This is a genomic window from Paenibacillus contaminans (assembly GCF_003285015.1).
Taxonomy (GTDB): Bacteria; Bacillota; Bacilli; order Paenibacillales; family NBRC-103111; genus Paenibacillus_V; species Paenibacillus_V contaminans.
This window is the reverse complement of sequence record NZ_QMFB01000002.1, coordinates 194,444-208,113: the sequence shown is the minus strand read 5'-3', so window position 1 is coordinate 208,113 and position 13,670 is coordinate 194,444. Positions and strand designations below refer to the sequence as shown.

Genomic DNA, 13,670 nt, shown 5'->3' with positions numbered 1-13,670 from the left:
CGAAGCAGGGGGCGAAAAGGCGGTGAAAGATGCCCCAGAGTGGGTTTTCAGACACGCCCTAGCAAGGAATTGCTTTACGGAAGGGGAAAAAGGTTGCAATGAAGTTCATCCATACCGCCGATTGGCATTTAGGAAAGCTGGTGCAGGGCGTCTATATGACGGAGGATCAGCGATATGTACTGCAGCAATTGATTGAAGCCGTTGCGGAGGAGCGGCCGGATGCCGTCGTCATCGCAGGAGATTTGTACGACCGGGCGGTGCCGCCGACGGAGGCGGTCGATCTGCTGGACGAGCTGTTCGAGCGGATCGTCATCGATTTGAATACGCCGGTTTTGGCGATATCCGGTAATCATGACAGCCCGGACCGGCTTGATTTCGGAACGAAAATTATGGAGGGACGGGGGCTGCACCTCGCCGGACAGCTGAGGCCGGAGCTGAAGCCGGTCGTGCTGCGGGATACCTTCGGCGACGTGCATTTTCATCTTGTGCCTTATGCGGATCCCGCCCAGGTAAGATACGCGCTCGGCGACGAAACGATCCGTTCGCACGACGATGCGATGCGTTTTATCGTTTCGCGTATTGAAGCGGAGATGGATCCTGAGGCGCGCCACGTGTTCGTCGGGCATGCGTTCGTGACGCCGGCGGGAGAGCCGCAGGAGAATACGAGCGATGCGGAGCGGCCGCTGTCGATAGGCGGAGCGGAATATGTTCGCGCCGACTATTTCCGAAAATTCCGCTATACGGCGCTAGGGCATCTGCATCAGGCCCATTACGTGCTCCAGGACAATATCCGCTACGCCGGGTCGCCGCTTAAATATTCGGCTTCCGAAGTAAGCCACGACAAAGGCTTTTATATCGTTGACATAGATGGCGACGGGGATGTGCGCCTCGAGAAACGCAGCTTTCAGCCTCTCAGGGACATGCGCCGGATCGAAGGGACGATCGAGGAGATCGAAACGCATCCCGTTTGCGAAGATTACGTGTTTGTCACGCTGCTCAATGAAAATCCGGTTTTGTTCCCGATGGAAAAGGTGCGTGCCGTTTATCCGAATGCGCTTCACGTCGAGCGGAGAACGGCGAAGTCGGCTGCGGGGGAAAGCCCGGACGCCGCAGAGGACAAGGGAAGCCGCAGCCGGACGGAGCCGGTCGCGTTGTTTGCCGCTTTTTATCAGGAAGTGAAGGGGATCCCGCTCGATGAAACGAAGAAACGGCTGTTTGCCGATACATATGCGGATGTGCTGCGTGAGGAAGGAGGTGCCGTATGAGACCTCTGAAGCTTAAGATGATTGCGTTCGGCCCGTACCGGGACGAAGAAACGATCGATTTCAGTCAGCTGGAGGACCGCCGGTTGTTCGTCATTTCGGGCAATACGGGAGCGGGAAAAACGTCGATCTTCGATGCGATTTGCTTCGCCTTATACGGCTTCGCAAGCGGAGAGGATCGTGCCGAGCCGAGGATGCTCCGCAGCCAATTTGCCGATGACGATACGCATACGTCGGTGGAATTTACGTTCGCCGTCGGCCGGCGGACGTTTCGCGCGCTTCGCCAGATGGCGCACAGAAAAGGAACGAACAAGAGCGAAACCGGCGGGAAAGCGGAGCTGTACGAGACGATTGACGGACAGGATGTGCCGAGCGTCGACCGGTTTATGGTATCCGACGTGAACGCGAAGATCGAGCGTTTGATCGGGCTGACCAAAGAGCAGTTCAGCCAAATCGTCATGCTTCCGCAAGGCGAGTTCCGGAAGCTGCTGACATCGGATACGGATAATAAAGAGGAAATTTTGCGGCGTATTTTCCGAACGGAATTGTATCGGAAACTGGAAGACAGGTTTCAGCAAAAAAGCCGCGAGCTTAAAGATACGCTGAAATCCGCTCAATTCGAGCTCGACGTTTATATGAAGCAGGCCCAATCGGCTTTGCCCGAGCGGGAGGAGAGCTCGCTGCGCCGCACGCTGCAGCAGGAGTCGTATAATGCGCTGCAGATGGCGGAAGGTTTGGCGCAGGAAGCCGGCCATTATCGCGAGCTTGCAGGCGCTGGAGAGGCGCGGAAAGCCGGCTTGGCCGTCAGGCGCGACGAGAAGGAGGCGCAGCTTCGCGATGCGGCCGCACTCCATGCCCGCTTTGCGGAGCTTGGCCGGCGGCAGGAGCAGCGAAGCGAGATGGAGCGGCAGCAAGCCGTAACGGCCGAGCGGGAGCGCCGGTTGGAGCTCGCGGAGCGGGCTGCGCGGCTTGCGCCGTACGAGGAGCAGGCGGGCAAGGCCGCCCAAGCCGAGGCGCTGAAGCGGCAGCAGCACGACGCGAAGCGGCGCGAAGCCGAAGCGGCGGAGCTGGCATTTGCGGACGCGGAGCGCCGTCACGGCGAAGAGGCAGCCCGCGAGGCGGAGCGCGGTGAAGCGGAGCGCGAGCTGCGGCGGCTCGAGGAGCTTGAGCCGATCGTGCGGACGATGGGCGCGCAGCGGCAGGAGCTCGAGAGGCTGCAGGCCGAGGAAGCTACCGGCGCAGCGCAGCTGAAGGTTGCGGAGGCGAAGCTGGTCGCCGAGCGAGAGGCCAAGCAGGCCCGCGGCGAGCGGATCAAGGTGCTGGAGGCCGGAACAGCCGAGCTGCCGGAGAAGAAGGAAGCGCTCCTCCACATCGAGCGCCAAGGCAAGCTGATCAAGGAGCTGTTGGAGCTGGAGGCGCAGCTTGGCGGCTTGGCGAAGCAGGAAGAAGCGCGGGAGAAGGCGCTGCTCGGCGTGCAAGCCGAGCACGAGCGTCTGGAGACGAGCTGGATTGAAGGGCAAGCCGGTCTACTTGCGGCTCATCTGCATGACGGCAAGCCGTGTCCCGTTTGCGGAGGGACGGAGCATCCGCATAGGGCGGAGGTAACGGAGGCTTTGCCTTCGCGTGAAAAGCTGCAGCAGGTCAAGGAAGAGCTGCGGCATTATGAGCGGGAGCTGAACGAGGCGAAAATTCAAGCGGCTGCGGCCCGGTCCGGAATGGAAGGGAAAGCCGCCGATTTGGCCGACTATGGCGTTCCGTCCGAAGGATTATCGGAGCGGCAGACGCAGCTGCGCGCGGAGTGGAAGCGGCTGAAGGAGCAAGCGGATCAGCTCGAGAAGGACCGCGGCACGCTGCAGAAGCTTAAGCTGGAAGCGGAGGAGGCGGAGCGGCATGCGGAAAAGCTGATGCTGGAGAAGGATCAGCTATCCGGGAAGCTGCAGGAGCTGACCGTGAAGCGTCACGCAAAGCAGGAGCTGCTTGCCAAGGAGCTGGAGCGGATCGCCGAAGATTTGCGCTCACCGGAGCTTTTGGCGCGCCGCTTGAACGAGCAGCGGTCGCTTGTCGAGCGTCTGAACGCGGCTTGGAAGCAGGCGCAGGAACAACTGCAGCGCATGCAGACCAAGCTCGCAGAAGAAAAGGCGCATGCGACGCAAACCGGGAAACAGCTCGAGGAGGCCGAAGAGCTTTTGCGGCAGGAGAACGAGCGATTTGACCGGGAGTTGGCTAAGGCGGGCTTCCATGAAGCGCGCGATTACCGGGAAGCGAAGATGGAAGAGACGTCGCGACAGAAAGAAAGAGCCGAGCTCGAAGCGTTCAAAACGGCTTTTGCCGCCCTGCTGCAGCAGATCGCCGGGCTGGAGCTCGAGCTTGCCGGAAAGACGCCTGCCGATTTGGCGATGCTGGACGGGGAGCTGACGCTCATCCGGCAGCAGCTCGAGGAAGCCGCAGAGGAACAGCGGCAGGCGGTTCGCCTCATGCAGGAAGCGGAGCGGCTGCAGACTGCCGTCGCTGCCGCTCACGAGCAGGTCAAGGAGCGGGAGGCCGGGCTTGAGCAAATGCTCGATGTATATCATATGCTGAAGGGCGACAATGCGCTTAAAATATCGTTCGAGCGCTATATTTTGATCGAGTTTCTGGAACAAATTTTGCACGCAGCCAACGAACGGCTCCGCGATTTGTCGAACGGCCAATTCGTTCTTCAGCGCAGCGAGCGGCTCGAATTGCGCGGAAAGCAAAGCGGGCTCGGCCTCGATGTTTACGACGCGTATACCGGACAAAACCGCGACGTCAAAACGCTGTCCGGAGGGGAAAAATTCAATGCCTCGCTCAGTCTCGCGCTGGGCATGACCGACGTTATTCAAGCGCATCAGGGCGGCGTTTCGATCGAGATGATGTTTATCGACGAAGGGTTCGGCTCGCTGGACGAGGACGCGCTCGGCAAAGCGATCGGGGCGCTGATCGATCTGCAGCGATCCGGCCGGATGATCGGCGTTATTTCACATGTGCAGGAGCTGAAGCAGGCATTTCCGGCCGTTCTTGAGGTGCGGAAAACGAAGGAAGGATACAGCCGGACGAGCATTTTGTTAAAATAGCCGGCTAGTGTTGGCAGACATTAAAGTTGGTAACTGTACAATAAAGTTAGTAGCTGGTTCGTAAGCTTTAAACGCCGCGCTCCTTCTTTCGAGGGGGCGCGGCTATTTTGATTAATATGACTACAAGAGCATTAAGCTAACAGGCAGCATCGTTTAACTTCAACAAAACTTTCTACTGTAAGAAAATTATATTTGGTATAATTTAGGGGTATCTAATGGGTGATTATCATAATATTTCGCTGCATCACAGGTAATTTGTTTTAATACCAGATGATACCGACTATACTAAGCCTTTTTAATTCGGTAATAGATAAGAAGGTCTTAGATGCCGGTATTTGTTGAAGTAACTGGCTGTTATCTTCGATTGAAGAGATAACAAATAATTAAGACACATGACTGATTACATAAAGTTATGGGGGGACAAATGAATACTGAGCAGAGGTTATATCAAACAGCTATCGACTTAATTAAAAGTAGGTACCCTACTGGATGGGGCGGTGCAGCAGCAATATGTACTGAAAACGGTCAAATTTTGACAAGCGTTGCTCCAGAGGTAATAAACGCTTCTACGGAGCTATGTATTGAGACAGGTGCGATTCTGGAAGCACATAAATTAAATACAAAAATAACACATTCTCTTTGCGTTGTTAGAGATAAAGAAAATGCCGAATTTAAAATATTAACACCATGTGGTGTTTGTCAAGAAAGATTGTTTTACTGGGGATCAAATGTAAAAGCGGCAATATATACGCCCGACAACAGCCTTTGTTTTAAAACCTTGTCAGAAATTCAACCGTATCACTGGTACAAAGCCTACAAAAAATAAGTAACTTCGTTTGCTCTACCGGGTACGTTTGCTTAATAAACATCATCAAAGGCTGCCGGCAGATCGGCAGCCTTCTCTAACCTTAACGGGCAGGTTGACGTGATTGCGAATACGTAAATCGCCCTTAAAAAATTGCAGCACCGTCCGGATGCGCAAAGATTGCTGCAGCCATTAGTATCAACCTTTGGAGAACCGGATCACCAAAGGCCTTAACGTGGAGCATGACTTGGGGATCGTCAAGCGATAGTGCCCATCATCGTCTTCCTTCCAGACAGCGTTGCCAACCTCTAGCCACACGCCGTGATCGTCAAGGAACTCGATGTTCTGCGAATACCAGGCTCGATCGGTCACAAGCTGGATGCCTGCGGCTTCGTCGAGACTCAAGTTAAATAGGACAGCCATACGTTTTCCGTTGTCGGGATGCTCCAGCGCCGAGACGAACAGGCTTGGTTGTACCGCATAGATCGGCAGAGATTGGCGTCCCAGCCACTCGAGGATGCCTCTGAACTGCTCCTTTCGTTTGTAGTTCAGAACGGACTCGTTGCGATTGGCCTGCAAATTGAAGGCCAAGACGGCGATGCGCCCCTGCAGCCGATTGGTGTACGACACAACCGAAGGCGAAACGACTTCCCGGTTTTCGCTCACAAACTGCGACAGAACCACCGCATCGGCTAGCGGCTTCAGCCTGTAGGCGCCCGAATCTTCCCTGTCGCCGGCTTGATCTGAAAAATACATGCGCGTGCCTTCCGTATTTTCGCGCCATACATTCGCCGGCGTAATCCGCTCGTGGCCGATATGCCGCAGCTCATCGGGGCCCAGCTCGGTTACTTCGGCACCGATCAGCTCCCCGTACCCCATCCGGCATAAATGGTAAGCCGCAAGTCCGTCCAGGAACACGCTCCCGCTCAACATGGACGTAATTTCGTCCGGCGAAAGCTCCAGTACGTTTTCGCCGTTTACGAGCATGGGAAGGGAGCCCGCAGCGTCGGAAGAAGTATACGGCGCGCAAGGAATGCCGAATTTCCCCAGTACCTGCGCCCAAGCGGGCGTCGTGCGATAGCTGGCTCGGCCATGCTTGATGTGCCCATGCACATGCGCAAGCGGCCGATAAAGCACCCGCGGGCCGGCCAGGCGGAACCCCTCGACGGAACGCCGCAAGGAAGTGAAGAAATCGCGGCTGTCCTTCATCATGGCCGTGTACCCCTTCTCCTCAAGCGGACCGTCCGTATATTGGGTAATATACGACAAAGAGCCGTCGAATCCGTAAAACATCGACAGTGCAATCAATGCCCGCAGCTTAGTCGCGGAGAAGAAGAAGCGCGAATGGGGGTAAGAATCCGACTCGTGGATGATTTCGAAATCGTCGGGCAAGGCAAGCTTCGAGTAAAGCATGTGGAACGTAATTTCCGGTAAGGTGTCCGCATGGTCGAATCGGTACGACGTTCCCCAGAGGCGTACGAGCGGCTTCGTCGTTCCGGCGAAAGCACGGGCGACAGGACCGGTCATGTCGCCGTCGAAATCGGACATGCCGGGCTGGCAGAGCGCCATGCGCGTATCGGGAGCGACTTCGTTAACCGTCGAACGCAAGCGGGCCGCCAGTTCGACCAGGGAATCCCGCATCAGCTCGGCCCATAGCCTGCGGTATTCCACAGCCTGTTCGCCGCCAGCGGCGAACAGCGCCGCGAGTTCCTCTCGTGAGGCTAGTCTCCCAATCTTAGCCGAGAAGCGATCCAGATGCCGCGGGCAGAAGCAGCCGTATGCGACCCCGTAATTGTGGCTCAGCCGGTAATCGTCCTCGAACAAGATGATCGCAGGACGAGCCCGCTCTGCGATTGTCCGGACGTAGGAGCTGAATAAGTGCTGGTAGTTCGGATCGATCGGGCAGCAACCCGAATGGGAAACGGTTCCGTCCAGGCCGACGATATGCTGGAGGCGGGGGGAATTCGCTTCCATTCGGTCTGCGTCCGGTCCCAGCGTTAACGTAGGCGCGCACCACCAGCCAATCTCCATGCCGTCGTTTGCCAGTTGTTGTTTGACTTCAAGCAGTAGGTCGCCAAATTTTTCGTATGCCTGATAAGCCTTTGGCCCCTTAGTCTCTCCATTCCATACCGGAAACACAAGCAGCGCTCTTCTGATTCCGGTTTCATGCCGCAATTTACGCAGCGCCGCCAGCATGTTCTCCTTTTCCTCCTCGATAAACAAGAAGGGGACAATCGGGTCAAACTCGAAGCCCGTCTGTGTGACGTCCATTTTTTCGCTTCCTTTCTGGATAGTGGAAACTTGCTAACGTCCCCATCGTACCGAGGCACCGTCGGGAAGTAAATGCTCATTATTTATGGCAGTTGGCTTTTCTTGACGTCTATCCCGTGTCCGTTTATTGTGTAACTATCTGCCGAAGCCGCTAATGGGACATCCGGCGCATGTCAAAAAAAGCAAAGTGCGCAAAAATGAATGCGTTTACAGATGCCGACAGCTCTCCTTATCATGAAGAAGTCACTCGATGCAATCAAATTTAGGGGAGGAATGTGCAAGATGAGCAGTAAAGCTAGATGGTACACGGGGTTGGTCGCAACGGCAGTGGGGTTGGCAGCGATAACGGGTTGCGTCTCCAACTCCAAAAATGAGGGGAAAGACGCCGCCCCCACGAATACGGGGACAGCAAAGCCTTCTTCAGCGAGTCCTAATGTAACCGATTCCAATCTGAATCCAAGCGGTTTTCCAATCGTGAACAACAAAATCAACGTCAAGATGGTAGGGTTGCAAGGCGCAGGAAACCCTCCGCTGGACCAAATGCCGGTCTATAAAGAATACGAAAAAATGACCAACATTCATATCGACTGGACGTCCATCCCATCGGAGAATGCGGCAGAGAAGAAATCGCTTATTTTTGCGTCCAACAACCTTCCGGATGCGTTCACAGCGGGTCTGAATGACCAGGAGGTGATGGCGAACGGAAGCAACGGGACCTTGATCCCCCTGGAAGGCTTGATCGACAAATACGCGCCCAATTTAAAGAAACTGTTCGAAGCGCATCCCGAATACCGCAAGCAGTTGGTGACTCCGGAAGGGCATATTTACGCCTTGCCCCACATCAACGAATTTTCGAGCGCGGAAACGGTGCTGATGTGGATCAATCAAACATGGCTGGATAAACTTCATCTGCAAGTGCCGCAAAACAAAGATGAGCTGTACAAGGTGCTGAAAGCGTTCAAGGAAGGCGATCCGAACGGAAACGGCAAGCCCGACGAAATTCCCTTCTCCTTTACGAAAGATGACCTGAATTTGTTTATTGCCAACGTATTCGGGTTGTTGAACTATAAAAATATTGTCGTCGGGGACGACGGTAAAATTATACCAACGGCGATGGACCCCCGGTACAAGGAAGCCCTGCAATATCTGAACAAGCTGCACGCGGAAAAACTGCTCGATCCCGAAATGTTCAGCTTGACCTCGGAGCAGCAAAATGCCAAAGGGGCCAACGAGCAATTAGGTGCGTATTTCCACTGGAGCATCATTACGGCGGGGGCCAAATTGGAAAACCAATACGTCGCTTTCGCCCCGATGGAGTACAACGGCAAGCGGGCGACCTACTTGAATTCCCCGCTAGGCCGCGGGCAATTCGCGATAACGAAAGCGGCCAAATCGCCGGAAGCGCTAATTCGTTGGGCCGATTATTTCTTCTCGCCGGAAGGGACCAAAATGGCGGAATACGGTCCTAAAGGAACCGGATATGTCGACAACGCGGACGGCACCTGGGAGCAAGCGCCCATACCGCAAGGGATGACTTCGGTGCAGTTCCGCCTGTCCATGACGCCGTCCGCCGGGGGCTCGATGCCTTATTACTATTCGAGCAGCCTACTGGATGCAACCAAGCTGGGTGATTATGACAAGAAGGTTCTTTCGTCGGCGACGAAACATAACATGCCTTACGCGAAGATGGCGTTCCCGAATACGTACATGACGGAAGACGAGCAGAAGAAAGTGGCTTCGATTCAGACCGATATCGCCAATTATGTGACGCAGATGGAAGTCAAATTTATTATGGGTGACACTTCCTTCGACCAATGGGATAAATTTATGGATACGTTGAAGAAAATGCAAATTGATGAAATCGTGAACGTGTACCAGAAAGTGTACGATCGTTACCAAAGCCAATAAGAGTTGCCTTACCCGCGCTACGGCTGTTTTCTGGTGCTGTAGCGCGGAATATAATCATCGATCAGACGGAAGAATCGGGGGGTAAGCGGATTGAAGGAGCTGTTGATCAGAAACAAAACCTTCTTCAAATATCTTTTATCTTACTTGCTCCTGCTCATTTTGCCGCTGGCGGTTATGTCTTATTTGATCTTTAAAAATATCGTGGTGGAAATGGAACGGCAAATTGTAACGTCCAATATGCAGATGCTTACTCAGGTCCGCAATACGCTGGATAAGAAGCTGGCGAATTTGGACAGAATCGCGGTGGAGCTTTCGTTAAACCCGCAATTGACGCCCTATCAGGTATCCCAATCCAGCTACAGCCAATATCAGGCTTACCTGGAACTGAAGAAATACGCCAATAGCGACGGGTTTATTTATCAATTATTTCTAAGCATGTCCAAAGACCCTGTCATTTTCTCGTCTGCCGGCAACTACTCGAGGGATGAATTTCTGAACCAGGCGTTTACATTTTCGCGTTCGGTTCAGAATCAGCTTGCGGAGGCGCTTCAATCTCCCGCAGGCCGTTGGGTGACTCCCGCGCCGAACGTGATGATCAATGGAACGATGAACGGCACGAATGCCGCCAAAAATTTTATCCTGATCGCCTATCCGCTTCCTCCGGACAAAAATTATGTTTACGGTACCGCGCTGTTTTTTGTCGCCGAGTCGGAAATAAAGGCGATGATCTTCGATATACTGGCCGATTACGGCGGCACGACTGTTATTCTGAATCAACAGGGAGAATTGATTGCTTCATCGAGGGAGATCGACGGAGACGATCTGGCTTCCATCCGAAATTTGTCCGTTATGCAGCCGGATCATGCGGGCAATACGGCCAACTTGGTATATGACAACAAGGCGTATATCGCCAATATTGTCCATTCCGGTTTCAACGATTGGTCCTATCTTACCCTCGTGCCGAAGGACAAGTATCTGCAAGAAGTGCTTAGTATCAAACGCTCGGTCTATGAGGGCATTGCGATCGTTATGGTGGCCGGAATTTTGGCTGCCATCTCGTTTCTGCTGTTAAACTATGTGCCTATCCGCAAATTAAGGAATATTTTGGAGAGCAATGAGGCTTCGCCCTCTTACGGTTACAAAGACGACGTTTCGTTTATTCGCCATGCGATTCTAAATGTCGCCCAATCCAATCAAGAGCTTGTGGACCGGATCGGGCAGCATAAGCAGTACGTTCGAAGCCATCTGCTCCTCATGCTGCTGCGGGGGCATATCGCGGATGAACATGAATGGAGATTTCTTCTTAAGGAAAGCGATTTGCATTTCACGCTTCCTTATTTTCTCGTCGTCATTATCGCTGCCGATCCCTCCAAAAAAGCGCTGATGGAAGTGCCGGATCCCGAGATAAAATGGAACCGGCCCGGAAAACTCGACATCTACCGCGTTGAGGGCCTTGACGACCGCAAAGTGGTCTATATTTTGAATATCGTTTCGGACACGAGCCACAAGTCGTTCATTGAATCGGGCATAGCGGAGATCAAGTCGTATATGGAAGCGCAATCGGGGTTGAAACTGAGCGCCGGCGTTGGGAACGTATATGACAGCTGGCATGATATTTCCAAATCGATGGTCGAAGCTTCCTCGGCATTGGACTACCGGCTGCTGCGGGGAGGCGGGCGAATGATTCACTATGCGGATATCGCCGAATCGACGCCGTCGAACTGGCAGCCTTACGAGAAACTCCAGATGATGAGCGTCAGCATCGAATCCGGAAATGTTCAGCAAATGGAAGCTATCCTAACGGAAATTACCGAAACATTGAGCCGGCAAAATATCCCGCTCTATATGGCGCGTTATTATTGCTTCGAGATCATAAACACCTTGATGAAAGTCGTGCGCGATTTGAATATCAGATGGGAGCATTTGCCCGGGGGAATACCCGATTTAACCAAGCTCGCCCAGTTCGAGACCGTGGAGCAATTGAAAGCGAATGTTTACGAAATCGGCATCAACATTTGCCAGTACACGAGCAGGACGATCGGAAATGCGGACAGGGACTTGCTGGAAGAAATCAAGGCGCATATCGATTCCAAATTCCGAGACCAAAATTTCAATTTTAGCGACATGGCGGAAGCGATCGGGATGTCCTCGTCCTATTTGAGCAGGTATTTCCGGGATAAAACCGGACTGACGATGATGGATTATTTGACGGAGCTGCGGATGAAGGAAGTCTGCGAGCAGTTGGCGCATAGCGACAAGCTGATCAAGGATGTCATTCATGATGCGGGGTATTTTGATATTGCCAGCTTTAATAAAAAATTCAAGAAACTATTCGGCACTTCTCCTAGCAACTACAGAAAATTAAGGAGAATAATCAGGCATGAATCATGACCGCCGAGCAGGAGGGGATTCACTTGAAAATGGCTAAAACGGAATTTACCGCTCCTCCCTTGTTGTGGATGCACAAATTATGGCGCAACATGCGAGAGCATTACCAATTATATATGTTGATAGCACCGGCGCTGATTTATTATGTTATTTTCCATTATATACCTATGTACGGCATACAGATTGCGTTTAAAGATTTCGTGCCTTCTATGGGGATTTGGGGAAGCGAGTGGGTAGGGTTCGAGCACATCAAGCAGTTTTTCGATTCCTATCAATTTTGGAACGTGATCAAGAATACGCTGGGGATTAGTTTATACGGGCTTGTCGTCTCGTTTCCGATTCCGATTCTGTTGGCTTTAATGCTCAACGAGGTGCGACATAAGAAATTTAAAGCGTTCGTGCAAACCTTGACGTATGCGCCGCATTTTATTTCGATGGTCGTGATGGTCGGTATGATGTTTATCCTGTTTTCTCCATCAACAGGAGTTTTTAACCAGATTATCGTTTCATTGGGCGGAAGCCCGGTCTATTTCATGGGGAGCGCAGGGCTGTTTAAGACCGTATACGTATTGTCAGGCGTGTGGCAAGGTATGGGCTGGGGGTCGATCATTTATTTGGCCGCTTTGTCTGCCGTCGATCCTCATTTATATGAAGCGGCTTATATGGACGGCGCCTCGAAGCTGAAAAAAATCATTCACATCGATTTGCCCGCTATCGTGCCGACGGCAGTCATTCTGCTTATCCTGAACGTCGGGAGTATTATGTCCGTCGGGTTCGAGAAAGTATTTCTCATGCAAAATCCGCTTAATTTAAGCACGTCTGAGGTTATTTCCACTTATGTCTACAAAATCGGCTTACTGCAAAACAACTACAGCTACGGAGCGGCTATCGGCGTGTTCAATTCGGTCATTAATTTCATCCTTCTGATTTCTGTGAATACGATCGCCAAGCGCACGAGCGGGTCCAGCTTATGGTAGGAAAAAGGACGGGGGGCTGCCATCATGTTCAAACGACAATCGCTCCACGATAAATGGTTCGATGTGTTCAATTACGCCGGTCTCATCGGCATTGCCATCGTTGTGATGTATCCGCTCATCTTCATCGTCAGCGCATCGTTCAGCAGTCCGGAAGCGGTCAACCAAGGTCTCGTATGGTTATGGCCGAAGGGGTTTTCACTAAAAGGCTACGAACGGATTTTTGCCAGCGAGGCCATATGGCGCGGCTACGGCAATACGATATTGTACACGGCTGTCGGGGTTACGATCAATTTGTTTATGACGATCACGGCGGCTTATGCACTGTCTCGCAAGCATTTTATGATAAGGAGATTCGTGTCCGTTCTTTTCGTGTTTACGATGTTTTTTGGCGGCGGGCTTATTCCGACTTATTTGCTTGTGAAAAACTTGGGCATGCTCGACTCCATCTGGGCGCTGGTCATTCCGAATGCGGTCAGCATGTTTCAAATTATCATTACGCGCACGTTCTTTGAAACGAGCATTCCGGACGAACTTCGGGAGTCCGCGATGATCGACGGCTGCAGCGATATAAAATATTTGCTCCGGATCGTCGTTCCGCTATCGATGCCGATTATTGCCGTACTGGCGATCTTTTACGGCGTAGATCATTGGAACTCTTATTTCAGTGCTTTGATTTATATGAGCGAACAATCGACCTATCCGCTGCAATTGGTATTACGCCAGATTTTGATTCAAAATCAGATTTCCGGCGAGATTATGGGGCTGGATGACGTTTATTTGGCGGCTGAAAAGCAGCAGATTGCAGATTTGATGAAGTTTGGCATCATCATTGTGTCCAGTTTGCCGATCATTATGGTTTATCCGTTTTTGCAAAGGTACTTCGTTAAAGGGATGATGATTGGGGCCATCAAAGGGTAATCGCTTATGTAAGACTATCATAGGACGGTTAAAAGCATCGCTTTGCATT

8 protein-coding genes are annotated in these 13,670 nt (G+C 52.6%); 7 read left to right on the top strand and 1 reads right to left on the bottom strand.

Annotation, left to right across the window (positions count from 1 at the left end; all coding sequences use genetic code 11):
• The first annotated feature begins 98 nt into the window (after positions 1–98).
• The 3 genes from DQG23_RS05195 (at position 99) to DQG23_RS05185 (ending at position 5,180) form a co-directional block, all read left to right on the top strand.
• Entirely contained in the window at positions 99–1,265 is a 1,167-nt protein-coding gene (locus tag DQG23_RS05195) for an exonuclease SbcCD subunit D (RefSeq protein ID WP_113029751.1), read from the top strand.
• Positions 1,262–4,354 carry an AAA family ATPase gene (locus tag DQG23_RS05190; protein WP_113029750.1) on the top strand — a complete coding sequence of 1,031 codons (3,093 nt, stop codon included), beginning with the start codon at positions 1,262–1,264 and terminating at the stop codon, positions 4,352–4,354. The genes DQG23_RS05195 and DQG23_RS05190 overlap by 4 nt, the downstream gene beginning before the upstream one ends.
• A gap of 424 nt (positions 4,355–4,778) precedes the next feature.
• Positions 4,779–5,180 (top strand): cytidine deaminase, encoded by a 402-nt coding sequence (locus tag DQG23_RS05185; protein WP_113029749.1) that lies wholly within the window; start codon positions 4,779–4,781, stop codon positions 5,178–5,180.
• A 177-nt stretch (positions 5,181–5,357) separates the two neighbouring features.
• Here DQG23_RS05185 and DQG23_RS05180 read toward each other — a convergent pair whose 3' ends face one another.
• Entirely contained in the window at positions 5,358–7,430 is a 2,073-nt protein-coding gene (locus DQG23_RS05180) for a hypothetical protein (protein ID WP_113029748.1), read from the bottom strand.
• A gap of 282 nt (positions 7,431–7,712) precedes the next feature.
• Between DQG23_RS05180 and DQG23_RS05175 the strand changes: the two genes are divergently transcribed.
• The 4 genes from DQG23_RS05175 to DQG23_RS05160 all read left to right on the top strand — a co-directional run bounded on the left by DQG23_RS05175 (position 7,713) and on the right by DQG23_RS05160 (position 13,621).
• Complete coding sequence (locus DQG23_RS05175) at positions 7,713–9,338, top strand: extracellular solute-binding protein (protein WP_158560310.1); 1,626 nt, start codon at positions 7,713–7,715, stop codon at positions 9,336–9,338.
• A 90-nt stretch (positions 9,339–9,428) separates the two neighbouring features.
• Positions 9,429–11,729, top strand: a complete 2,301-nt coding sequence (locus tag DQG23_RS05170) for an AraC family transcriptional regulator (protein WP_113029746.1) — start codon at positions 9,429–9,431, stop codon at positions 11,727–11,729.
• 29 nt (positions 11,730–11,758) lie between these two features.
• Positions 11,759–12,703, top strand: a complete 945-nt coding sequence (locus tag DQG23_RS05165; protein WP_113030016.1) for an ABC transporter permease — start codon at positions 11,759–11,761, stop codon at positions 12,701–12,703.
• Between the two features lie 24 nt (positions 12,704–12,727).
• Complete coding sequence (locus tag DQG23_RS05160) at positions 12,728–13,621, top strand: carbohydrate ABC transporter permease (protein ID WP_113029745.1); 894 nt, start codon at positions 12,728–12,730, stop codon at positions 13,619–13,621.
• Positions 13,622–13,670: the final 49 nt, after the last annotated feature.

Excerpts from the sequence above, each read along its gene's own strand:
- DQG23_RS05190 (WP_113029750.1), top strand. The coding sequence starts at position 1,262 with ATGAGACCTCTGAAGCTTAAGATGATTGCGTTCGGCCCGTACCGGGAC.
- DQG23_RS05160 (WP_113029745.1), top strand. The coding sequence starts at position 12,728 with ATGTTCAAACGACAATCGCTCCACGATAAATGGTTCGATGTGTTCAAT.
- DQG23_RS05195 (WP_113029751.1), top strand. The coding sequence starts at position 99 with ATGAAGTTCATCCATACCGCCGATTGGCATTTAGGAAAGCTGGTGCAG.
- DQG23_RS05165 (WP_113030016.1), top strand. The coding sequence starts at position 11,759 with ATGGCTAAAACGGAATTTACCGCTCCTCCCTTGTTGTGGATGCACAAA.
- DQG23_RS05185 (WP_113029749.1), top strand. The coding sequence starts at position 4,779 with ATGAATACTGAGCAGAGGTTATATCAAACAGCTATCGACTTAATTAAA.
- DQG23_RS05175 (WP_158560310.1), top strand. The coding sequence starts at position 7,713 with ATGAGCAGTAAAGCTAGATGGTACACGGGGTTGGTCGCAACGGCAGTG.
- DQG23_RS05180 (WP_113029748.1), bottom strand. The coding sequence starts at position 7,430 with ATGGACGTCACACAGACGGGCTTCGAGTTTGACCCGATTGTCCCCTTC.